At 72.3% G+C, this 22,833-nt stretch carries 20 protein-coding genes; 15 read left to right on the top strand and 5 right to left on the bottom strand.

What is annotated here, in order from left to right:
• Positions 1-121: 121 nt before the first annotated feature.
• Positions 122-490: a hypothetical protein gene (locus tag IPT68_RS15330; protein WP_189700463.1), complete on the top strand. Its 369-nt coding sequence runs from the start codon at positions 122-124 to the stop codon at positions 488-490.
• A gap of 182 nt (positions 491-672) precedes the next feature.
• Here IPT68_RS15330 and IPT68_RS15325 read toward each other — a convergent pair whose 3' ends face one another.
• Positions 673-2,418, bottom strand: a complete 1,746-nt coding sequence (locus IPT68_RS15325; RefSeq protein WP_189700462.1) for a dolichyl-phosphate-mannose--protein mannosyltransferase — start codon at positions 2,416-2,418, stop codon at positions 673-675.
• 62 nt (positions 2,419-2,480) lie between these two features.
• On the opposite strand from IPT68_RS15325, the gene rsmI reads away from it, so the two are divergent.
• The 10 genes from rsmI (at position 2,481) to IPT68_RS15275 (ending at position 14,918) form a co-directional block, all read left to right on the top strand.
• The gene (rsmI, locus tag IPT68_RS15320; RefSeq protein WP_189700461.1) at positions 2,481-3,326 is read left to right on the top strand and encodes a 16S rRNA (cytidine(1402)-2'-O)-methyltransferase; all 846 of its coding nucleotides are present in this window, start codon (positions 2,481-2,483) and stop codon (positions 3,324-3,326) included.
• A 163-nt stretch (positions 3,327-3,489) separates the two neighbouring features.
• The gene (locus IPT68_RS15315) at positions 3,490-3,873 is read left to right on the top strand and encodes a hypothetical protein (protein WP_189700460.1); all 384 of its coding nucleotides are present in this window, start codon (positions 3,490-3,492) and stop codon (positions 3,871-3,873) included.
• Positions 3,874-3,910: 37 nt separating this feature from the next.
• Complete coding sequence (locus IPT68_RS15310) at positions 3,911-4,819, top strand: TatD family hydrolase (RefSeq protein ID WP_189700459.1); 909 nt, start codon at positions 3,911-3,913, stop codon at positions 4,817-4,819.
• Positions 4,820-4,940: 121 nt separating this feature from the next.
• Positions 4,941-6,365: a resuscitation-promoting factor gene (locus tag IPT68_RS15305; RefSeq protein ID WP_189700458.1), complete on the top strand. Its 1,425-nt coding sequence runs from the start codon at positions 4,941-4,943 to the stop codon at positions 6,363-6,365.
• 21 nt (positions 6,366-6,386) lie between these two features.
• Positions 6,387-7,286 carry a 16S rRNA (adenine(1518)-N(6)/adenine(1519)-N(6))-dimethyltransferase RsmA gene (rsmA, locus tag IPT68_RS15300; RefSeq protein ID WP_189700457.1) on the top strand — a complete coding sequence of 300 codons (900 nt, stop codon included), beginning with the start codon at positions 6,387-6,389 and terminating at the stop codon, positions 7,284-7,286.
• Positions 7,283-8,182 carry a 4-(cytidine 5'-diphospho)-2-C-methyl-D-erythritol kinase gene (locus tag IPT68_RS15295; RefSeq protein ID WP_189700456.1) on the top strand — a complete coding sequence of 300 codons (900 nt, stop codon included), beginning with the start codon at positions 7,283-7,285 and terminating at the stop codon, positions 8,180-8,182. The genes rsmA and IPT68_RS15295 overlap by 4 nt, the downstream gene beginning before the upstream one ends.
• Before the next feature lie 183 nt (positions 8,183-8,365).
• Positions 8,366-10,171, top strand: coding sequence for an ABC-F family ATP-binding cassette domain-containing protein (locus tag IPT68_RS15290; RefSeq protein WP_189700494.1), 1,806 nt, complete (start codon positions 8,366-8,368; stop codon positions 10,169-10,171).
• Between the two features lie 194 nt (positions 10,172-10,365).
• Positions 10,366-12,138: an outer membrane protein assembly factor BamB family protein gene (locus tag IPT68_RS15285; RefSeq protein WP_189700455.1), complete on the top strand. Its 1,773-nt coding sequence runs from the start codon at positions 10,366-10,368 to the stop codon at positions 12,136-12,138.
• Positions 12,139-12,187: 49 nt separating this feature from the next.
• The gene (locus IPT68_RS15280) at positions 12,188-13,924 is read left to right on the top strand and encodes an outer membrane protein assembly factor BamB family protein (protein ID WP_189700454.1); all 1,737 of its coding nucleotides are present in this window, start codon (positions 12,188-12,190) and stop codon (positions 13,922-13,924) included.
• A gap of 304 nt (positions 13,925-14,228) precedes the next feature.
• Complete coding sequence (locus tag IPT68_RS15275; RefSeq protein WP_189700453.1) at positions 14,229-14,918, top strand: helix-turn-helix transcriptional regulator; 690 nt, start codon at positions 14,229-14,231, stop codon at positions 14,916-14,918.
• 70 nt (positions 14,919-14,988) lie between these two features.
• Here the strand turns inward: IPT68_RS15275 and IPT68_RS15270 are convergent, their stop codons facing one another.
• Both IPT68_RS15270 and IPT68_RS15265 read right to left on the bottom strand, forming a co-directional pair.
• Entirely contained in the window at positions 14,989-15,336 is a 348-nt protein-coding gene (locus IPT68_RS15270) for a hypothetical protein (RefSeq protein ID WP_189700452.1), read from the bottom strand.
• 21 nt (positions 15,337-15,357) lie between these two features.
• Positions 15,358-17,037 (bottom strand): sodium:solute symporter family protein, encoded by a 1,680-nt coding sequence (locus IPT68_RS15265; RefSeq protein ID WP_189700451.1) that lies wholly within the window; start codon positions 17,035-17,037, stop codon positions 15,358-15,360.
• 178 nt (positions 17,038-17,215) lie between these two features.
• On the opposite strand from IPT68_RS15265, the gene galT reads away from it, so the two are divergent.
• The 3 genes from galT to galK are packed head-to-tail and all read left to right on the top strand — an operon-like array spanning position 17,216 to position 20,437.
• Positions 17,216-18,277, top strand: a complete 1,062-nt coding sequence (gene galT / locus IPT68_RS15260; RefSeq protein WP_189700450.1) for a galactose-1-phosphate uridylyltransferase — start codon at positions 17,216-17,218, stop codon at positions 18,275-18,277.
• The gene (gene galE, locus IPT68_RS15255) at positions 18,274-19,236 is read left to right on the top strand and encodes a UDP-glucose 4-epimerase GalE (RefSeq protein WP_189700449.1); all 963 of its coding nucleotides are present in this window, start codon (positions 18,274-18,276) and stop codon (positions 19,234-19,236) included. Before galT ends, galE begins: the two co-directional genes overlap by 4 nt.
• Before the next feature lie 28 nt (positions 19,237-19,264).
• Positions 19,265-20,437: a galactokinase gene (gene galK, locus IPT68_RS15250; protein WP_189700448.1), complete on the top strand. Its 1,173-nt coding sequence runs from the start codon at positions 19,265-19,267 to the stop codon at positions 20,435-20,437.
• A 241-nt stretch (positions 20,438-20,678) separates the two neighbouring features.
• Here galK and IPT68_RS15245 read toward each other — a convergent pair whose 3' ends face one another.
• The gene (locus tag IPT68_RS15245; RefSeq protein ID WP_189700493.1) at positions 20,679-21,140 is read right to left on the bottom strand and encodes a GNAT family N-acetyltransferase; all 462 of its coding nucleotides are present in this window, start codon (positions 21,138-21,140) and stop codon (positions 20,679-20,681) included.
• A gap of 295 nt (positions 21,141-21,435) precedes the next feature.
• Here IPT68_RS15245 and IPT68_RS15240 point away from each other — a divergent pair, with 295 nt between their 5' ends.
• On the top strand, positions 21,436-22,209 hold the full coding sequence (locus IPT68_RS15240; protein WP_189700447.1) for a response regulator transcription factor: 774 nt from the start codon (positions 21,436-21,438) through the stop codon (positions 22,207-22,209).
• Positions 22,210-22,305: 96 nt separating this feature from the next.
• On the opposite strand, the gene tamR is transcribed toward IPT68_RS15240, so the two are convergent.
• The gene (gene tamR, locus IPT68_RS15235) at positions 22,306-22,803 is read right to left on the bottom strand and encodes a MarR family transcriptional regulator TamR (protein WP_189700446.1); all 498 of its coding nucleotides are present in this window, start codon (positions 22,801-22,803) and stop codon (positions 22,306-22,308) included.
• Between the last annotated feature and the right edge of the window lie 30 nt (positions 22,804-22,833).

The following is a 22,833-nucleotide window of genomic DNA, read 5'->3' as shown; positions in this document are numbered from 1 at the left end:
ATTGGACACCCAAGTGGGGGAGGAGTACCAAGGAAACGAGGGCTCTGCACCTTTTCTCACGTTTTCCTTCTGGTGCTCAACTCGGGCCTTCCTCTGCACTCGTGCCCGCAAGGAGGCCGGCATGCGCACACGAAGGATCATGGTCTCGCTCGTGGCTCCCCTCGCCTTCGCAACCGCTTTCGCGCTCCCGTCGGCAGCGGCTCCGCAGGCCTCCGCCCTCGGCACGGCAGCCGTGGCGGCACCGGCGTCCGTCGACGCCCTCGCTCCCACCTCGGCCCGCGACTACCGCCGCGGCTACAACGACGGATCCCGGCGCGGCTGGCACGACGGGGCCCGGGACGGCCGCAAGTGCGACTACCGCGACAACTACCGCCCCTGGACCGACCGCGGCAACCGCGACTACCGGGCCGGCTACCGCACCGGCTACCGGCACGCCTACGAGGCCGCGTTCGACCGCACGTCCTGGCGCTGCGACGACTACCGGCGCTGACGCCCGCCGGCACGGAAGCCAGGGGGCACCGGTGCCACGCGGCGCCAGTGCCGCGACAGGCAACGTTCACCCCGTCGCGACGCCCGGCACGCCCTCCCGCCGCACCGGCCTCCGGCCGGGGGGACCCCCGGAGCACGCACCGGACGCCGCTCCTTGCCGGGCACACGTTGCCTGCCGCGGCACTAGACCCAGGTGTCCAGCCACATCCGCGAGCGCCAGTCGTCGATGGGCAGGGTCTGGCCGGTGTAGACGGGCCAGAAGTAGACGAAGTTCCAGGCGATGAGCAGGACGAGCACGCCCGCTCCCGTCGCGCCCGCGACCCGGCGGGTCTCGGTGGAGCCGGGTGGGCCGACCAGGGCGCCGATCAGCATCGCGACCGCCAGGCAGAGGAACGGCACGAAGACCACGGCGTAGAAGAAGAAGATCGTGCGCTCCTGGTAGAAGAACCACGGCAGATAGCCCGCCACGATCCCGCAGGCGATCGCGCCCGCCCGCCAGTCGCGGCGGAAGAACCACCGCCACAGCACGTACAGCAGCGCGAAGCAGGCCACCCACCACAGCATCGGCGTGCCCAGCGCCAGCACCTCGCGCGCGCACTTCTCGCCCGCGTCCGCCGGGCAGCCGTCCGCGCCGGGAGCGGGGGACTCGTAGAAGTAGGACACCGGGCGGCCGACGACGAGCCAGCTCCACGGGTTGGACTCGTAGGTGTGCGGCGAGGACAGGCCGACGTGGAACTCGTACACCTGCGTCTCGTAGTGCCACAGGCTGCGCCACCACTCCGGGAACAGCCACGACCAGCCGCTGTCCTTGCCGTCGGTCGCCGCCCAGTTGCGGTAGTAGCCGCCCGTGCCGTCGGTGGCGGACAGGATCCAGCCGGTCCAGGACGCGAAGTAGGTGACGACGGCGACCGGGACCGTCGACAGGAACGCCCAGCCCAGGTCGTGCCGGATCACCGCCTTGTACGGGTGCCGGGCGCCCGCGACCTTGCGGGCGCCGACGTCCCACAGCACCGCCATCACGCAGAACGCCGCGAGGATGTACAGGCCGTTCCACTTGGTGCCGATGGCCAGGCCCAGCATCAGGCCCGCCGCGATCCGCCACGGCCGCAGGCCGATGCGGGTGTGCTCCGCCGTGTGCGCGTGCGGGCGGACCCGGCCCCCGGCGTCCGCGGGCAGCGCGGCGGCCAGTTTCGCCCGCGCCCGGTCCCGGTCCACGAGCAGGCAGCCGAACGCAGCCAGCACGAAGAACATCAGCACGCCGTCGAGCAGCGCGGTGCGGCTCATCACGAAGTGCAGCCCGTCCACCGCCATCAACGCGCCCGCGAGACAGCCGAGGAACGTGGAGCGGAACAGACGGCGGCCGATCCGGCACAGGAGCAGCACCGACAGCGTGCCCAGCAGCGCCGTCATGAACCGCCAGCCGAACGGGTCGAACCCGAACATCAGCTCGCCCAGTCCGATGACGTACTTGCCGACCGGCGGGTGCACGACGTACGCCGCGTCGGTCGGAATGGGCACGTCGCCGTTCTGGGACAGGATGAGGTCGTTGACGTTCTTGTCCCAGTTGACCTCGAACCCGCGGTGGACGAGCGCCCACGCGTCCTTGGCGTAGTACGTCTCGTCGAATATCACCGCCTTCGGGCTGCCCAGGTTCCAGAACCGCAGGACACCCGCGAACAGCGTCACCAGCAGCGGCCCGCCCCAGCCCGACCAGCGGGTGATCCGCTCGGCCAGGGGGTGCCCGATGCCGAACGCCGCCCACAGCCGCGGGCTCGGCTCGGCGTACGGCGGCACGAGCCGGTCCCGGACGTCGCTGCGGGGTCCGGCCGGCGCGTATCCGAAACGGCGCAGCCGCTGCTGCCATGAGGGTCGCCGCTCGTGAGAGGCCTGGTCCTGCCGGGTGTCCGTGGAGGACGCGGTACTGGTCACCGCGCCATCGTAGGGAACCCTTCTGTGGGAGTCCCGTGGACCGCCCCTGCGAGGATGGAAACGTGACAGGAACCCTTGTTTTGGCAGGCACCCCCATCGGCGACATCGCGGACGCGCCGCCCAGGCTCTCCGAGGAACTGGCGCGGGCGGACGTGGTCGCCGCCGAGGACACGCGGCGGCTGCGACGGCTGACCCAGGCCCTGGGGGTCACGCCGCGGGGGCGGGTCGTGTCGTACTTCGAGGGCAACGAGGCGGCGCGCACCCCCGAGCTGGTCGAGGAGCTGGTGGGCGGCGCCCGGGTACTGCTCGTCACCGATGCCGGGATGCCCTCGGTGTCGGACCCCGGGTACCGGCTGGTGGCGGCGGCCGTGGAACGGGACGTCCGGGTCACCGCGGTGCCCGGGCCCTCCGCCGTGCTGACCGCTCTCGCGCTGTCCGGGCTGCCGGTGGACCGGTTCTGCTTCGAGGGGTTCCTGCCGCGCAAGGCGGGGGAGCGGCTGACGCGGCTGCGGGAGGTGGCCGGGGAGCGGCGGACGCTGGTCTACTTCGAGGCCCCGCACCGGCTCGACGACACGCTCGCGGCGATGGCCGAGGTGTTCGGTGCGCAGCGGCGGGCGGCCGTGTGCCGGGAGCTGACCAAGACGTACGAGGAGGTGCGGCGGGGGACGCTCGGGGAGCTGGCCGGGTGGGCCGCCGAGGGGGTGCGGGGGGAGATCACCGTCGTGGTCGAGGGAGCGCCCGAGGCGGGGCCGGAGGAGATCGGCGACGAGGAGCTCGTGCGGCGGGTGCGGGTGCGCGAGGAGGCCGGGGAGCGGCGCAAGGAGGCGATCGCGGCGGTGGCCGTGGAGGCGGGAGTGCCGAAGCGGGTGGTCTTCGACGCCGTGGTCGCCGCGAAACGCGCGGTGTGAGGTACGGGTTCACCCCATACGCCGGTAAAGCGGGCGGGGCGTTTCGGCAAGGAAGCGCCAAGTCCCGTCCAATACTGGGCAGATGCCGTGCTTTCGCTTCTCTCCGGCAGTCCACTGGTTGACGGAACACACCCCGTTCCTCCAGCGGACCTCAGGAGCCGGCATGAGCGAGTTCACCGGGAACACCGGCCGTCGTGACGGGGCGACCGCCGTCGTCCACGAGTCCTACTCCTTCGCGTGCATGCGCTGCGGCCACGGGTGGGAGCAGTCGTACGAGATCGAGCACCACGTCGACGGCGCGGGCCACGAGTTCGTGCTGCACGTGGCGGACGGGCGGGTCGTGCCGTCGCCGCTGAGCCGGCCGGCGTGCGCCCACTGCGGCGGCCACATCGTGCGGATCATGCGGCCCGGCCGGGTGTCGTCGGCGCGCGACGCGGCGCGGCGGCCCGAGCGGCGTCCGCCCGCTCCGGTGCCGACGGTCCCCCCGGCGCGGCACCACTGGCAGCTGTCCGATCTGCTGCACCCGTTCCAGCGCAAGGCCGGCTGAGCCGACCGCGGGCGTGCCCCTCTCGTACGATCGGGGCATGCCCACCGCCGACAAGAACGCCGCACCGCCCCTGCCGCCGCCCCTGGCCGTACCGGTCGCCGACTCGCACACCCACCTCGACATGCAGTCCGGCACGGTGGAGGAGGGCCTCGCCAAGGCCGCGTCGGTCGGCGTCACCACGGTCGTGCAGGTCGGCTGCGACGTGAACGGCTCCCGATGGGCGGCCGAGACGGCGGCGGCGTACCGAAACGTGCACGCGGCCGTCGCCCTGCACCCCAACGAGGCGCCGCGCATCGTGCACGGCACACCTCTCTCCGGGGGGCAAGCCCCCCAGGCCCCCCGCGACGGCCGGTCCCGGCAGGGAGCCCGCGAGCCCGGCGGGGACGCGGCGCTGGAGGAGGCACTCGCCGAGATCGAGCGGCTGGCCGCGCTGCCCCAGGTGAAGGCGGTCGGCGAGACGGGGCTGGACTACTTCCGCACCGGCCCCGAGGGCAAGGCGGCGCAGGAGCGGTCGTTCCGCGCGCACATCGAGATCGCCAAGCGGCACGGCAAGGCCCTCGTCATCCACGACCGCGACGCCCACGCGGACGTGCTGCGCATCCTGAAGGAGGAGGGCGCGCCGGAGCGGACGGTGTTCCACTGCTACTCCGGGGACGCCGACATGGCCGAGGTGTGCGCCCGCGCCGGGTACTTCATGTCCTTCGCCGGCAACGTCACCTTCAAGAACGCCCAGAACCTGCGGGACGCGCTGGCCGTGGCCCCGGCGGAGCTGGTCCTGGTGGAGACCGACGCGCCGTTCCTGACGCCCGCGCCCTACCGCGGACGGCCGAACGCCCCCTACCTCGTGCCGGTCACCGTGCGTGCGATGGCCGCCGTGCGCGGCATCGACGAGGACGCGATGGCCACTGCCCTCGGCGCGAACACGGCGCGCGCCTTCGGTTACTGAGAGAACAACACGCCCACGCTCCGTAGTCGCGTCGCCTTGGAGAGTGACGGCCGCTCCGCTAGGTTCTGGGGGCCCGATCCGGACCCCTCTGGACCCCTCCGGCCCCCTGGAGCGTGTCGGCGTGAGCAACTCCCCGTTCGAGACGTACGGGACCGACCAGCCGTACGAGACCCTCGAGGCATTCGAGCCGTACGAGCCGTCGCCGGCGCACGGCGAGTTCGACGTGCACAGTGCGCCGACGCTTCCCTACGGCGCCACGTACGCCGCTTACGCGGCCCGGGCCGCGTACGACGCGCAGGGTGACACCCGCGGCGACACCTACCGGCCCGCCTACGAGACGACCGAGCCCCTGCTTCCCCGGCAGAGCGCGCCGGAGGACTCCGAGACGGTCGCGCGCCCCCGAGTGGACCGGCGGGCCGCCCGCCGGCGCAGGGGCCGGTACGCCGACCGGCCGGACGTCTCCGTGCGCCGACTGCTGCCCCGGGCGCTGGTCGTCGCCTTCCTCGCCGGGGGCACCACCGCCTTCGTCGCCGAGGACAAGGCCGTCGACCTGAACGTCGACGGCGAGCCGCGCCGCCTGCACACCTTCGCCGACGACGTCGGCGAGCTGCTCGCCGAGGAGGGCGTCGAGCTCGGCGCGCACGACGTGGTCGAACCCGCGCCGGGCACCGAGCTGGGCGACGACGACGAGATCGCCGTGCACTACGGCCGTCCCCTGCGGCTCACCCTCGACGGACGCCGGCACCAGGTGTGGACGACCGCGCGGACGGTGGAGGGCGCGCTGCGGGAGCTCGGGGTCCGGGCCGAGGGCGCGTACCTGTCGGCCGCGCGCTCCCAGCGCATCGGGCGGACCGGTCTCGCCCTCGACGTGCGCACCGAGCGGTCCGTCACCGTCATGGCCGACGGCCGGGCCCGCACCGTGCGCACCAACGCCGCCACCGTCGGCGAGGCCGTCGCGCAGGCCGGCATCACCCTGCGCGGCCAGGACACCACCTCCGTCCCCCAGCACAGCTTCCCGCGCGACGGCCAGACGGTCACTGTGCTGCGGATCACCGGCGGCAGGGAGACCCGCGAGGAGGAGATCCCGTTCGAGGTGCGGCGGATCGAGGACCCGACGGTGTTCAAGGGCACCGAGGTGGTCGAGCGGGCCGGACAGCCGGGGCTGCGCCGGATCACGTACGCCCTGCGGACCGTCAACGGGGTCCGGCAGAAGCCGCGGCGGATCATGACCGAGCTGGTGCGCGAGCCGACCGCGCGCATCGTGAAGGTCGGCACGAGACCGCTGCCGTCCTCGGTCCGGGGCGCCGACCACCTGGACTGGCAGGGCCTCGCCGCGTGCGAGTCCGGCGGCCGCCCCGACGCCGTCGACCCCTCCGGCACGTACGGCGGCCTCTACCAGTTCGACACCGGCACCTGGCACAGCCTCGGCGGCACCGGCCGCCCCCAGGACGCCCCGGCGGCGGAACAGACGTACCGGGCGAAGAAGCTGTACATCCGGCGCGGGGCCGGACCCTGGCCGCACTGCGGGGCGCGGTTGCACCACTGAGCCACGGATAGGCTTGTCGCCGTGAGCAGCCCCACCCCCGACGCCCTCCTGGGCCCCGCCGACGTCCGTGAGCTGGCCCAGGCCCTCGGCGTACGGCCCACCAAGCAGCGCGGTCAGAACTTCGTCATCGACGCCAACACGGTCCGCCGTATCGTCCGCACCGCGCAGGTCCGGCCCGACGACGTGGTCGTGGAGATCGGACCGGGACTCGGGTCGCTCACGCTGGCGCTGCTGGAGGTCGCCGACCGGGTCACCGCCGTCGAGATCGACGACGTGCTGGCCGCCGCGCTGCCGGCCACCATCGCGGCGCGCATGCCCGAGCGCGCCGACCGGTTCGCGCTGGTGCACTCCGACGCGATGCACGTCGCCGAGCTGCCCGGCCCCGCCCCCACCGCGCTGGTGGCGAACCTGCCGTACAACGTGGCCGTCCCCGTCCTGCTGCACATGCTCGACACCTTCCCCAGCATCGAGCGCACCCTCGTGATGGTGCAGTCGGAGGTCGCCGACCGGCTGGCGGCGGCCCCCGGTTCGAAGGTGTACGGCGTGCCGTCGGTGAAGGCCAACTGGTTCGCCGAGGTCAAGCGGGCCGGCGCCATCGGCCGCAACGTCTTCTGGCCCGCGCCGAACGTCGACAGCGGGCTCGTCTCGCTCACCCGGCGCACCGAGCCGATTCGGACCACCGCCTCGCAGCGCGAGGTGTTCGCCGTCATCGACGCGGCGTTCGCCCAGCGCCGCAAGACCCTGCGGGCCGCGCTCGCCGGGTGGGCCGGTTCCGCGGCCGCCGCCGAGGAGGCGCTCGTCGCCGCGGGTATCTCCCCGCAGGCGCGCGGAGAGGCCCTGACGGTCGAGGAGTTCGCGCGGATCGCGGAGGCCGCGCCGACGCGGGCGGCGGCCCCCGCACCTTCCAAGGAGCACAAGTGAGCGTGACGGTACGCGTCCCCGCCAAGGTCAACGTCCAGCTCGCGGTCGGCGCCGCCCGCCCCGACGGCTACCACGACCTGGCCAACGTCTTCCTGGCGGTCGGGCTGTACGACGAGGTCACGGTCACCGAGGCCGACGCGCTGCGCGTCACCTGCGCCGGGCCGGACGCCCACCAGGTCCCGCTGGACCGTACGAACCTCGCCGCGCGCGCGGCCGTCGCCCTCGCCGAGCGACACGGCCGCAGCCCCGACGTCCACCTCCACATCGCCAAGGACATCCCCGTCGCGGGCGGCATGGCGGGCGGCAGCGCCGACGGCGCGGGCGCGCTCCTCGCCTGTGACGCGCTGTGGGGGACCGGCGCGTCCCGCGACGAGCTCCTCGACATCTGCGCGGAGTTGGGCAGCGACGTGCCGTTCAGCCTGGTCGGCGGGGCGGCGCTCGGCACCGGGCGCGGCGAGAAGCTGACCCCGCTGGAGGTCGGCGGCACCTTCCACTGGGTGTTCGCGATGGCGGACGGGGGGCTGTCGACCCCGGCGGTGTTCCGCGAGTTCGACCGGCTCGGCGAGGGGACCGACATCCCCGAGCCCGTCGCCTCGCCGGATCTCCTCGACGCCCTCGCCAAGGGCGACCCCGAGGCGCTCGCCGCCGCCGTCTCCAACGACCTCCAGCCGGCCGCCCTCTCCCTCTTCCCCGCGCTCGCCGACACCCTCGCGGCGGGCCGCGCCGCCGGCGCCCTCACCGCCCTGGTCTCGGGCTCGGGCCCGACCACCGCGTTCCTGGTCCGCGACGCGGAGTCCGCGGCGAAGGTGGCGGCGGAGCTGCGCGCGTCCGGGACGTGCCGGACGGTGCGCACGGCGTCCGGGCCGGCGCCGGGCGCGACGGTGCTCGGCGGCTGACACCCGGGCCGATCGTCTTCGGCCGATCGCCACGAGGGGTCGGCGCACTCTGGTGCCGCTGGGACGGGACGGCCGTCGGGCCGATCAAGGCGAGCGCCCGCACCCCTCGTGACCTGGCCGGACCGGTCACCTTCCGGCGACCGTTAGGCTGGGAGGCTGACCGTCCCCGTGAGCAGGAGCGAAATGGCCGTCAACCTGGTCAATGTCGAGAACGTCAGCAAGGTGTACGGCACCCGTACCCTGCTCGACGGCATCTCCCTCGGCGTCTCCGAAGGGGACCGCATCGGCGTCGTGGGCCGCAACGGCGACGGCAAGACCACGCTCATCCGGATGCTGGCCCGCCTGGAGGAGGCCGACACCGGCCGCGTCACCCACTCCGGCGGCCTGCGCCTGGGCGTCCTGACCCAGCACGACTCCCTCGACCCCGAGGCCACCGTCCGCCATGAGGTCATCGGCGACATGGCCGACCACGAGTGGGCGGGCAACGCCAAGGTCCGCGACGTGCTCACCGGCCTGTTCGGCGGGCTCGACCTGCCCGGCTTCCCCAAGGGCCTGGACACCGTCATCGGCCCTCTCTCCGGCGGCGAGCGGCGCCGGATCGCGCTCGCCAAGCTGCTCATCGACGAACAGGACCTGATCGTCCTCGACGAGCCCACCAACCACCTCGACGTCGAGGGCATCTCCTGGCTCGCGACGCACCTGCGCGAGCGCCGCTCCGCGCTGGTCTGCGTCACCCACGACCGCTGGTTCCTCGACCAGGTCTGCACCCGCATGTGGGACGTGCAGCGCGGAGTGGTCCACGAGTACGAGGGCGGCTACTCCGACTACGTCTTCGCCCGCGCCGAACGCGAACGCATCGCCGCGACCGAGGAGGCCAAGCGGCAGAACCTGGTCCGCAAGGAGCTGGCCTGGCTGCGCCGCGGCGCCCCCGCCCGCACGTCGAAGCCGCGCTTCCGCGTCGAGGCCGCCAACGAGCTGATCAAGGACGTGCCGCCGCCCCGGGACAGCTCCGAGCTGATGAAGTTCGCCTCCTCGCGGCTCGGCAAGACCGTCTTCGACCTGGAGAACATCACCGTCCAGGCCGGCCCCAAGGTGCTCCTGAAGCACGTGACCTGGCAGCTCGGCCCCGGCGACCGCATCGGCCTCGTCGGCGTCAACGGCGCCGGCAAGACCTCCCTGCTGCGCGCCATGGCCGAGGCGGCACGCACCCAGGGCGAGGTCCAGCCGACGGGCGGGCGGATCGCCGTCGGCAGGACGGTCAAGCTCGCCTACCTCTCCCAGGAGGTCGCCGAGCTGGACCCGGACTGGCGGGTCCTGGAGGCCGTCCAGCGGGTGCGCGAGCGCGTCGACCTCGGCAAGGGGCGCGAGATGACCGCGGGACAGCTGTGCGAGACGTTCGGCTTCAGCAAGGAGAAGCAGTGGACGCCGGTGGGGGACCTGTCCGGCGGTGAGCGGCGCCGGCTCCAGCTGCTGCGGCTGCTGATGGACGAGCCGAACGTCCTCTTCCTCGACGAGCCGACCAACGACCTCGACATCGAGACGCTGACCCAGCTGGAGGACGTCCTCGACGGCTGGCCCGGCTCGATGATCGTGATCTCCCACGACCGGTTCTTCGTCGAGCGCACCACGGACCGGGTGTTCGCCCTGCTCGGCGACGGCACGCTGCGGATGCTGCCGCGCGGGATCGACGAGTACCTGGAGCGGCGCCGGAAGATGGAGGAGGCGGCGGCCGCCGCGTCCCCGGTGGCCGCCGTCAAGCCCGCCGCCGAGAAGAGCGCGGCCGACCAGCGGGCCGCCAAGAAGGAACTCCAGAGGATCGAGCGGCAGTTGGACCGGATCTCCGAGAAGGAGACCACGCTGCACGCCCGAATCGCCGACAACGCCACCGACTTCGCCAAGGTCGCCGAACTCGACGCCGAGCTGCGGCAGTTGGCCGGGGAGCGGGAGGAACTGGAGATGCGGTGGCTGGAGCTGGCCGAGGACGCGTGAACCCCGTGAAGGGGGCGTGAAGGAGCGTAACGAGGGCATCACGGGCCGGTCCTCCCTTGGGAACAGGGGCGGACGCGGCCCGACTTGCTGTCGGCGCCGGGTGATACAAAGGGCCGTCTGAGAAGTATGGGTGTGGCGCGAACACGGCGCGTCGACTGCCGCGGCGCCACATCGGTCACAAGGGGGAACCAGAGATGACTCAGCCGCCCAGTCAGCCGCCGCAGGGCGGCTTCGGTGCACCGCAGGACCCGCGGCAGGCGGGCGGTTTCGGCCCGCCGCAGGACCCGCAGCAGGGCACGCCCCCTCCGCCGGCACAGCCGCCCCAGCCTCCGGCGCAGCCCCCGCAGGGCCCGCCGCAGCCGGGTTACGGCTCTCCGCAGACGCCCGGCCCGTACGGGCAGCCCCCGCAGCCGGGGCCCTACGGCACGCCGGGCCCGTACGCCCAGCCGCAGCCGCCGGGTCCGTACGGCCAGCAGCCCGGTTACGGCTACCCGCAGCCGCAGTACCCCGGCGCCCCGGGCACGCCGCCCGGCTCCGGCTCGCGCAACCCCTTCCGGGGCAGGCCCGCCCTGGCCGTCGGCGCCGCGGTGGCCGCGCTGCTGCTGATCGGCGGCGCCGTCTACGCCGTCACCAGCGGTGGCGACGACAAGAAGCCGGTCGCCGAGCAGAGCGACGACCCCAGGCCCTCCGCGTCCGACGCGCCGGTCAACCCCGGCGACGGCAGCGGCGACGGCGGCGCCGACCCCGACAACCTCAACGAGGGCCGCAAGGCGGGCGAGGCGAGGGTGCTCTGGTACAAGGAGGCGCCCGACGCCCCCGGTTCCGGCGCCGACGCCCCCGGCATGTGGATCACCGACAAGACGGCGGTGAAGGCGGCGTACAAGGAGCTCGTCGCCTACGACGTCGGCGACGGCAACCCCACCTGGGACCCGATCACGTTCCCGCAGGAGATCTGCGCGGCCACCCCGCAGAAGACGGCCGACGACAAGATCGTCGTCGCGTACATGAGCGGCTCCAGCGACCGCGCCGAGTGCAACCAGCTCCAGCTGGTCGACCTCGCCACCGGTGAGAAGGGCTGGACCGGCGAGGTCGAGGACGGCGCGCTGTTCGACAGCACGCTCAGCATCGAACTGACCCTGGCCGGCAACACCCTGATGGTGGGTCGCTCGCAGTCCGGCACGGCGTACGACGTCACCACCGGCAAGAAGCTGTTCGACAAGAAGAAGTACGGCGACGCCTGCTTCCCGAGCGCCTTCGCGGGAGGCAGCCGGCTGATCTCCGTCGCCTCCTGCGGCGCGGCCACCGACAACGAGCACGACGAGATCCAGGAGCTCGACCCGAGGACCGGCAAGGTCAAGTGGACCCAGGCCTTCGACAAGGGCTGGCGCGTCATGCGCACCTACTCGGTCGACCCGCTGGTGGTCTACAGCACCAACGAGGACAAGGACGCCTGGAACATCTCCGCGCTGGACGCCAAGGGCGGCTTCCGCTCCCAGGTCAAGGTCGACGAGAGCTTCGCGCCCGAGTGCGGCTGGGCCGTCCTCCAGCGCGACCTCACCGGCTGCGAGGGCGTCGCCGCCGACGCGAACACCCTCTACCTGCCCACCGAGGCCACCGGCGGCGCCAACGAGGTCGTCGCGATCGACCTCGCCACCGGCAAGGAGAAGTGGCGGGTGAAGTCCCCGGCGGAGGAGTCGATGCTGCCGCTGCAGGTCGAGGGCGGCAAGCTCATCGCCTACGTCCAGCCGTCGTACGACGCGGGCGGCCGGATCGTCACCGTTCCGACGACCGGCGGCAGCCATCGGCCGACGACGCTGCTGCAGAACCCCGCCGGCGCGGGGGAGGTCGAGGGCAGCTTCTACTCGCGGGACATCGCCTGGGCGGACGGCCGCTTCTACATCTCCACCACCCGGCTGTCCGGCCAGGACGAGGCCAAGGAGAAGCTGATGCTCGCCTACGGCAAGTGACGCCCCCCGCCGACTCGTTCCGCCCCCGTCTCCCCGAGGTGCCCACGTCATGACCCAGCCGCCGTCTCCGCCGCCCCACCAGCCCTCGCCGGGGGGCGGGTCCCCCCAGGACCAGCCGCCGCAGCAGCCGCCCGCCTTCGGCGCACCGCAGCCGCCGGCCGCGCCGCCGACCCAGCCGCAGCCCGGGTACGGCTACCCGCAGCCGCCCCAGGCCCAGCCGCAGCCCGGGTACGGCCACCCCGGCGCGCCGCAGCCGAATCCGTACGCCCAGCCCGGCTACGGCTACCCGCAGGCCGCCACCGTGCCGCTGCACCCGCAGGCCGGACAGCCGGGGCGGACGGCCGGCGGTCGGCGGCAGCTCAACGCCCAGGTGGCCATCGTCGTGGCCGCCGTCGTGGCGATCGCGCTGATCATCGGTGGCGGCGTCTGGTACTCGCAGTCGTCCGCCGAGGGCGGCAAGGACGACACTGCCAACTCCACGGGGGGCGACGACGGCAAGGGCGGTGCCGACGACTCCGCCAAGGGCACCGAGAAGGTGCCGGCCGACCCGAACTCCAAGGTGCTGTTCCAGATCCCGGCGCCCGAGGTCGCCAAGGACGACTCCGTGGTCGTCTCCGGCTCCTGGCTCACCGACAAGGTGTACGCCAAGACCGGTGTCGCCGAGATCGTCGGCTACGACCGGGACAAGGGCACCGAGCTGTGGACGATTCCGCTGCCCGGCCCGGTGTGCGAGACCACCCGGCACACGACCGCCGACGGCATGACGGCCGTCGTGTTCCAGCCCAAGATGCCCGCCAAGAACTCCTCCGAGGGATGCAGCCAGGTCGCGGCGATCGACCTGAACGCGGGCAAGAAGCTGTGGACCGAGACCGCCACCTCCGGTGACCAGCCGATCAACTTCGACAACGTCACCGTCAGCGCGAGCACGGTCGCCGTGGGCAGCACGAGCGGCGGCGCCGCGTTCGACATCGCCAGCGGCAAGGCCCTGTGGACGCCGAAGCCCGCGGACACCTGCTACGACGCCGGGTACGGCGGTGGCGCGAAGCTGGTCGCGGTGCGCAAGTGCGGGCAGTACGAGGCACGGGAGCTGCACATCCAGACCATCGACCCGAAGTCCGGGAAGGTGATCTCGGAGTACAAGATGGCCAAGGGCATCGAGTACGCCAGTGTCGTGTCGACCGATCCGCTGGTGGTGGCGGCCGACGTGGGCGACTCGGCCGGGGACGGCAGCGGTATCTCGGACTTCTTCTCCGTCGACAGCAAGACCGGCAAGCTGCGGGCGCGGATCTCGGCGCCGGGCGACTCCTACGCCGCCGAGTGCGACGGCATCTCGCGGATCGAGGACTGCACCGGGCTGGCGGTCGGCGGCGACCGGCTGTACGTGCCGACCGAGGAGCGCGACACCTCCGGCGACTTCGGCCGGACCAACTCGGTCGTCGTGTTCGACCTGGCGAGCGGCAAGCAGACCGGGCAGCGGGCGGACGCCGGGGACGGGTACACGATGACGCCGCTGCGGATGGACGGCGGCAACGTGATCGCGTACAAGAGCGGGCCCTACGACAAGGGCGGGCAGATCGTCAGCATCGACGGCGGCTCCTTCGAGCAGGTGAAGCTGATGGAGAACCCCGGGACCGAGTCGGTGCGCGACGTGGAGTCGGGGATGGCGCCGGGGTACGGCGAAGTCCTCTACTCGCAGGGGCGGTTGTACATGTCCGAGGTGTACGCCAGCGGTTCGGACGCGGGCGGGGACGCCTACCTCGCCATCGCGTTCGGGGTGAATGGCTGAGGCTCCCTCGACGTTCGGGCGCGGCCCCGTCCCCGTTCGGGGGCGGGGCCGCGCCGTAGGCGTGCCCTTACCGCGCAACACCCTGGAATGAGCGGAATTCGGCGATCTGGGGCACTTCTCACGAGTAGGGGCAGCGCAACGTCGAACAAGCGTGTAGCTTCCGGGGGCATGACGGACGTCGATGCCGGGGGGCTGTCGTCCGGGGGGCGGTACTTGGTTGGTTCTGTGTGTGTTCCGGGTCTGTCGGTGGGGACCTTTGGGCATCCATAGTGGGCGTCCATTGGGGGGACTGGGGGGTTGCTCGATGGGAGTGCGGCTCATGGTGGTCGACGACCACCGATTGCTCGCCGAGGCGTTGGCCTCCGCGCTGAAACTGCGGGGGCACCGGGTGCTGGCCGCGGCGGCGCCGGCCGCGGGGGCGGCGGAGCTGGTGATCGCGCGGGCGCCGGAGGTGTGTCTGTGGGGGACGGCCACACCGGCCGAGGCGGGCGCGTTCGATCCGGTGACGCGGATCAAGCGGGAGCGGGGGCAGGTGGCGGTGCTGGTGCTGGGCCCGGTGCCCAGTCCCCGGGGCATCGCGGCGGCGTTCGCGGCGGGGGCGTCCGGCTATGTGCGCCACGACGAGCGGATCGAGGGCGTGGAGCGGGCGATCATGAAGGCGCGGTCGGGGGAGGCGGCGGTGGCGCCGCAGCTGCTGCAGGGGGCGTTCAGCGAGCTGCTGAATCCCGCGGCCCAGCCCGACGACGAGGGCCAGCGGCTGCTGCAGATGCTGACGCCGAGGGAGGTGGAGGTGCTGGTGCGGGTGGCGGAGGGCGAGGACACGCGGCTCATCGCGGCGGGCATGGGCATCGCCCCGTCCACCGCGCGGACGCATGTGCAGCGGGTGCTGATGAAGCTGGGGGTGGGCTCGCGGCTGGAGGCGGCGGCCCTGGCCGCGCGGACGGGGCTGCTGGAGCGCGCGGGGCCGTTGCCCCGTCACGGCGGCGAGGGCTGAACGTCCGGCGACCCCTGACCACCGCCACGCCGCCTCCCGTGCGGGCGGGGCGGTGGACAGGGGGCCGGCGCTACTCCCGGAGGTCGTCCTCGACGGTGATCGGCGGGGGCGGCGGAGCCGTCGGGCGCAGTTTCAGCCAGGCCAGGAAGAACAGGCCCAGCAGGAGCATGCCCAGGCCGGTCCAGAGGTTGATGTTGACGCCCTCGGCCTTGTCGATCGCCGCCTGGTCGTCCGTGAGGCCCACGATCGTGACGATGACGCCGTAGACGACGAACAGGCCACCGATGATGCGCCGGATGTCGAACAGGCGGGCGGCCGTCGCGGACTTGTTCTCCAGCTCGGTGACCTCCCGCAGGACGTCACGCTCGGAGTAGTCGTGGTGCTGGGAGCGCTCGGGGTGCTCGGGGTGCTCTGACATGGTCTCTCCATCCTCCCGCGGTCAGAACGAGAACGGGATGTAGCACAGGGCGGCCAGGACCACGGCGCCCCAGCCGAGCAGCGCCGGCCTGCGATACCAGGCGTCGTCGCCCTCCGCGGGCGGCTCCGCCATGCCGGGCGAGCGGGTGCCGTAGACGAGGCCCTGGAGTTCCGCCTCGGGCTTGGGGGCGGTGAAGAGGGAGACGGCCACCATGACCACCGCGCCGGCCACGAAGCCGGCGATCGCGGAGACGAAGTTGGCGCCCTGGTCGGAGGGGATGTCGATGACGCCCTGCTTGTAGATGACGAAGTAGTTCACCATCGCGGCCGTGGTGCCCGCGAGCAGGCCCCAGAAGCCCGACTTCATCGACGCCCGCTTCCAGAACATGCCGATGATGAAGACCACGAACATCGGGACGTTGAAGAAGGAGAACAGCGTCTGCAGGTACGCCATGATGTTCGAGAAGGACGCCGCCAGGAACGCCGTGCCGATCGAGGCCAGGACGCCGATCGCCGTGATGATGCGGCCGAAGCCCACGTAGTAGCTGTCGTCCCGGTCCCGGACCACGTACCGCGCCCAGATGTCGTTCGTGAACACGGTGTTGAAGGACGACACGTTGGCCGCCATGCCGGCCATGAAGGCCGCCAGCAGACCGGTCACCGCGATGCCGAGGACGCCGTTGGGGAGCAGGTCCTGCATCAGGTAGGGGATGGCGTCGTTGTACTGGTAGCCCGACTCCGGTGTGCCGAACCGGGGGATCAGCGCGGCGGCGACCAGGCCCGGGATCATCACCAGGAAGACGATGAAGATCTTCGGGTAGGCCGCGATCAGCGGGGTGCGCTGGGCGGCGGAGAGGTTCTTGGCGGACAGCGCGCGCTGGACCTCGGCGAAGTTCGTCGTCCAGTAGCCGAAGGACAGCACGAAACCCAGGCCGAGGACGATCGTGAGCCAGTTCGCGCCCAGCGGGTTCGGATCGCCGATGCCGGTGCCGCCCCAGGCCGTCACGAAGTCGTCGCCGCGGTCGGCGGTGAGGGTGTCGGTCAGTCCGTCCCAGCCGCCGACCTTCTTCAGGCCCAGCACGGTGATCGGGATGAGGGCGGCGAGGATCACGAAGAACTGCAGGACCTCGTTGTAGATCGCCGAGGAGAGGCCGCCGAGGGTGATGTAGGCGAGGACGAAGAAGCCGGCCACGACGATCGCCACCCACTGCGGCCAGCCCAGCAGCGCCTCCACGACGATCGCCAGCGCGTAGAGGTTCACACCGGCGATCAGGATGGCGGCGAAGGCGAACAGGATCGAGCTCAGCAGGTGCGCCGCCCTGTCGAAGCGCAGGAGCAGGAACTCCGGCACCGAGCGGACCTTGGAGCCGTAGTAGAAGGGCATCATCACCAGGCCGAGGAAGACCATGGCCGGGATGGCGCCGATCCAGTACCAGTGGGTCGTGTAGACGCCGTACTGCGCACTGTTGGCGGCCATGCCGAGGATCTCGGTGGCGCCCAGGTTGGCGGCGATGAACGCGAGGCCCGTGACCCAGGCGGGCAGGGAGCGGCCGGAGAGGAAGAAGTCGAGGCTGGTCCTGACCGACCGGCGGGCGGCGAAGCCGATGCCGAGGACGACGACGAAGTAGATGCCGAGGATCGTGTAGTCGAGCCAGTTGGTGGGGAGCCGTAGCTCGGCGGACAGATATGTGGGGGTTTGCATACGCACTCGCTTCATTGCGTGAACTGATCCGGAGCGGAACCTCTGCCTGCGCGTTCGTTCATTGAACACGTCTGATGTCGAGCTGTGATTGATTGCGATGTTGACTGTCGTGGTGAGTTGTGTTTTGGTGTGTTGAGTTCTGTTGAATGATTTGGCTGGCCCGAATGGGGAGTCCGCGGTGAAGAAGACCTCGACCCGTCTGGCGGACGGTCGTGAGCTGATCTACTACGACCTGCAGGACGACTCCGTGCGGGACGCGGTCGACCGCCGTCCGCTGGAGCGGACCGTGACGACCTCCGAGATCCGCGACGACGTGCTGCTGGGCGACTCGGTCGCCATCGCCTCGCACCGCCAGGGCCGGACCTACCACCCGCCGGCCGACGAGTGCCCGCTGTGCCCGTCGGAGGGCGAACGCCTGAGCGAGATCCCGGACTCGTCGTACGACGTGGTGGTCTTCGAGAACCGTTTCCCCTCGCTGGCCGGTGACTCCGGCCGCTGCGAGGTCGTCTGCTTCACCTCCGACCACAACGCCTCCTTCGCGGACCTGAGCGAGGAGCAGGCGCGGCTGGTCCTGGAGGCGTGGACCGACCGTACGTCGGAGCTGTCCCATCTGCCCTCCGTCGAGCAGGTCTTCTGTTTCGAGAACCGGGGTGCCGAGATCGGTGTGACCCTGGGTCACCCGCACGGGCAGATCTACGCCTACCCCTTCACCACCCCCCGCACCGCACTGATGCTCCGGTCCCTCGCGGCCCACACGGAGGCCACGGGCGGCGAGAACCTCTTCGACGCCGTCGTGGAGCGCGAACTCGCCGACGAGCGGGTCGTCCTTGAGGGTGAACACTGGGTGGCCTTCGTGCCGTACGCCGCGCACTGGCCGTACGAGGTCCACCTGTACCCGCGTCGCCGGGTGCCCGACCTGCTCGCGCTCGACGAGGGGGCGCGCTCGGAGTTCCCCCAGGTGTATCTGGAACTCTTGAGGCGCTTCGACCGGATCTTCGGCGAGGGTGAGCCTCCGACGCCGTACATCGCCGCCTGGCACCAGGCGCCGTTCGGCCGGCTGGACGAGTTCGAGGGCGTCAGCCGTGACGACTTCGCACTCCACCTGGAGCTTTTCACCATTCGCCGAACTTCCGGCAAGCTGAAGTTTCTCGCGGGTTCCGAGTCCGGCATGAGCGTCTTCATCAACGACGTGCCGCCGGAGCACGCGGCCGAGCGACTGCGAGAGGTAGCTAGTTCATGAGCGGGAAGTACCTGGTCACCGGTGGTGCGGGATACGTGGGTAGCGTGGTCGCCCAGCACCTGCTGGAGGCAGGCCACGAGGTCGTCGTCCTCGACAACCTGTCCACCGGCTTCCGCGAGGGCGTGCCCTCCGGTGCTTCCTTCGTCGAGGGCGACATCCGCGACGCCGCCAAGTGGCTGGACTCCTCGTTCGACGCGGTGCTCCACTTCGCCGCCTCCTCCCAGGTCGGAGAGTCCGTCGTACGGCCGGAGAAGTACTGGGACAACAACGTCGGCGGAACCATGGCCCTGCTCGCCGCCATGCGGGCGGCCGGGGTGCGCAAGCTGGTCTTCTCCTCCACCGCGGCCACCTACGGCGAGCCCGAGCAGGTACCGATCCTCGAGTCCGCGCCGACCGCGCCGACCAACCCCTACGGCGCGTCCAAGCTCGCCGTCGACCACATGATCACCGGTGAGGCGACGGCCCACGGGCTGGGCGCGGTGTCGCTGCGCTACTTCAACGTGGCGGGCGCCTACGGCGAGTTCGGCGAGCGGCACGACCCCGAGTCGCACCTCATCCCGCTGGTCCTGCAGGTGGCCCAGGGCCGGCGCGACGCGATCTCCGTCTACGGCGACGACTACCCGACGCCGGACGGCACCTGCATCCGTGACTACATCCATGTCGCGGACCTCGCGGAGGCGCACCTGCTGGCGCTCGAGGCCGCCGTCCCCGGCGAGCACCTGATCTGCAACCTCGGCAACGGCAACGGCTTCTCCGTCCGCGAGGTCGTCGAGACGGTCCGGCAGGTGACCGGCCACCCGATTCCCGAGGTGGTGGCCCCGCGCCGGGGCGGCGACCCGGCGGTGCTGGTGGCGTCGGCGCGCACGGCCCGCGAGCGGCTCGGCTGGAACCCGTCGCGCGCGGACCTCGCCGGGATCGTCGCGGACGCCTGGGAGTTCGCGCAGCGGCGCGGCAAGTAGAGACGTACGGAAGGTCAGGGGTCAGGGCATGAGCGAGGCCAGTGAGACGGTCGCCGGGGCCGTCGCCGAGCGGTTCAGGGAGCTGTACGGGGCCGATCCGCAGGGCGTGTGGGCCGCGCCCGGGCGGGTCAACCTCATCGGCGAGCACACCGACTACAACGACGGCTTCGTGATGCCGTTCGCGCTGCCGCACACCACGGTCGCGGCGGTGTCCCGCCGCGACGACGGCGTGCTGCGGCTGCACTCGGCGGACGTCGGCGGCGACGTCGTGGAGCTCGGCGTGGACGCGCTGGAGCCCGAGTCGGACCAGGGCTGGACGGCGTACCCCTCGGGTGTCGTCTGGGCCCTCGTCCAGGCCGGGCACCCGGTCACCGGCGCCGACATCCACCTGACCTCGACCGTCCCGACGGGCGCGGGCCTGTCGTCGTCGGCGGCGCTGGAGGTCGTGGTCGCGCTGGCCCTCAACGACCTGTACGACCTCGGCCTGAAGGGCTGGCAGCTGGCCCGGCTGTGCCAGCGCGGCGAGAACGTCTACGTCGGGGCCCCGGTCGGCATCATGGACCAGACCGCCTCCGCCTGCTGCGCCGCCGGCCACGCCCTGTTCCTCGACACCCGCGACCTGGCCCAGCGCCAGATCCCCTTCGACCTCGCGGCCGAGGGCCTGCGCCTGCTGGTCGTCGACACCCAGGTCAAGCACGAGCACAGCACCGGCGAGTACGGCAAGCGCCGCGCCGGCTGCGAGAAGGGCGCGGCCCTGCTGGGCGTCGACGCCCTGCGCGACATCCCGTACGCCGAGCTGGACGCGGCGCTCGGCCGCCTCGGCGACGACGAGGAGGTCCGCCGGCTGGTCAGGCACGTGGTCACGGAGGACGAGCGCGTCGAACGCGTCGTGTCGCTGCTGGAGTCCGGCGAGACCCGGGCGATCGGCCCGGTCCTCACCGAGGGCCACGCGTCCCTGCGCGACGACTTCCGCGTCTCCTGCCCGGAGCTGGACCTGGTCGTCGACAGCGCCCTGTCGGCCGGTGCGCTGGGCGCCCGGATGACGGGCGGCGGCTTCGGCGGCTCGGCGATCGTGCTCGCGGAGGTGGCGGACGTCGACACCGTCACCAAGGCGGTGGAGGAGGCGTTCGCGACGGCGGGTTTCACGCCGCCCCGGGTCTTCGAGGCGGTGCCTTCGGCGGGGGCACGCCGGGTGCGGTAGGGCGGCAGGCTGGGGCATTGCCGTCGGCTGTCCGCGTCTGTCGGCGTCTGTCGGCGGCTGTCTGCCGTTCGTTGGCTGGCGGCTGGCGGCTGGCGGCTGGCGGCTGGCGGCTGCCATTCGGCCGTTGGCGTCTGTTGCCTGGTGGCTGCGTCGGCCGTTTGCAGTCGGCGTCGGCGTCGGCGTCGGCGTCGGCGTCTGCCGTCGGGGTGTGCCGGCGGCCGTCCGCCGGCGGCGGGTGCCGTCAGGGGTTGCCGAGGCGCTTCGTCAGGGTGAACTCCGTGACGCCGGGCGGGTAGTCGGGGATCGCGCACACCACCTCGTAGCCCTGCTTGCGGTAGAAGCCGGGCGCCTGGAAGTCCCAGGTCTCCAGGCGGGCGGCGGAGCAGCGCCGCTTGTCGCGGGCGATCCGCTCCGCCTCGGCCAGCAGGCGGGAGCCCAGGCCGCTGCCGCGGTGGCGTTCGTCGACCCACAGGTACGTCACGTGCAGCCAGGTCGCCCAGGTGTGCCCGACCAGGCCGCCGGCCAGGCCGCCCGCGGCGTCCAACGCCCAGACGTGCAGGGGCGCTTCGCGGCCGGCCCGGGTTTCGCGCAGGGCGCGCAGGACGGGGGATGCTGCCGTATTGGCGTCGCGGAGCCGGGAACGGAGAAGATCGCGCCGGGCCCTGTCGACTTCTGTCTCAATACGAAACATGCGGCTCACCATAAACGCGCTGGACAGCCAGTTCTGCAAATCGCCTTCCGCTCCTGCCCCCCGCCCGTACTCTGATGAAAGCACCGGTGGGGGCCGGTGCTGTTCAGGGGGCGAGACAAGTCGGGTACGACGCCCGAAGTGGGGGTAGCAGTTCCTGCACGGCGGCGGCCGTGCGGCTGCGGCGGCCCCGTCCTGGGGAACGGCGGAAACCCAACCCGGGAACGCTTCGGGCGTCGTACCCGCACCGGTCACCGGCTCCCGTCCATGGACGTCCCCTGCTCTGTGAGAGCTCGGGGAAGGGGGTTTCGTGGTTCGTGTCCGAGTCCTGGTCGTCGACGACCACCGCATCTTCGCCGAGTCCCTCGCCGCGGCGCTCGCCGCCGAGCCCGACGTCGACGTCTCCGCGGCCGGCAGCGGTCCCGCCGCGCTGCGCAGCCTGGAGCGCGCGGCCGCCGAGGGCCGCCGCTTCGACGTGCTGCTCGTCGACGCCGACCTGGGGGGCAACGTCCCCGGGATACGGCCCGCCGTGCCGGTACGGGAGGGCGGTGTGGACGGGGTCGTGGACGGCATCTCCCTCGTCGCCGGGGTCCGTACCGCGCAGCCCGGCGTACGGGTCGTCGTCCTCGCTGAGAAGGACGATTCCCGGCGTGCCGCGCTGGCCCTCCAGGCCGGGGCGAGCGGCTGGGTCGCCAAGGACTGTTCGCTGTCCCGGCTGCTCACCGTCATCCGGGGCGTCCTGCGCGACGAGACGCATCTGCCGCCCGCCCTGCTCACCGGCGTCCTGCGCGAGCTGACCGCCGCGCGCAGGCACCGCACCGAGAGCGAACGGCTGGTGGAGTCCCTCACCCCGCGCGAGCGGGAGGTGCTGCGGTGCATGGTCGCCGGCCTGGGCCGCAAGGCCGTCGCCGAGCGCCTGTACCTCTCCCCGCACACGGTGCGCACCCACATGCAGAACGTCCTCGGCAAACTGGGCGTCCACTCGACCCTCGCCGCGGTCGCGCTGGCCCGGCGGGCCGGCGTGGGGCCGGTCGACCTCGGTCCCGCCGGGCGGGTCACGGCGGAGGAGAGCAACAGCGCCTGAGCGGGCAGCCCCCCGAAGGGGGCGCGGGGAACTGCGCGACCAGCCCCACCGGCCCGCGGACGACGTACGGCCGAGCGTTGTGCGCCCGCGGAACGCCTAGCCGGGGATGTTGTCGAACGGGGCGGTCAACTGGCGCAGCAGGGCCGCCAGTTCGGCGCGCTGGGCGCGGGACAGTTCCGAGAGGATCGCGCGTTCCTGGTCCAGCAGGCCCGCCAGTGCCTGGTCCGCGCGGTCCCGGCCCTCGTCGGTGAGCCGGACCAGCACACCGCGCCGGTCGCTGGGGTCGGGCAGCCGCTCCACCAGGCCCTTCTTCGCCAGGCGGTCGATACGGTTCGTCATCGTGCCCGACGTGACCAGGGTCTGGGTCAGCAGCTGTCCCGGCGAGAGCTGGTACGGCGTTCCCGCGCGGCGCAGCGCCGTCAGGACGTCGAACTCCCAGGGCTCCAGGCTGTGCTCGGAGAAGGCCAGCCGACGTGCGCGGTCCAGGTGCCGGGCCAGCCGGCTCACCCGGCTGAGCACCTCGAGCGGTTCCACGTCGAGGTCCGGGCGCTCCCGGCGCCACGCTGCGACCAGCCGATCGACCTCGTCCTCCATGGCGATCAGTGTAGTGGTTGTGTCGACGTG

The sequence above is a fragment of the Streptomyces chromofuscus genome (assembly GCF_015160875.1).
GTDB classification, from domain to species: Bacteria; Actinomycetota; Actinomycetes; order Streptomycetales; family Streptomycetaceae; genus Streptomyces; species Streptomyces chromofuscus.
Note: the sequence above shows the minus strand (reverse complement) of the source record. Positions and strands in the feature narration are given on the sequence as shown.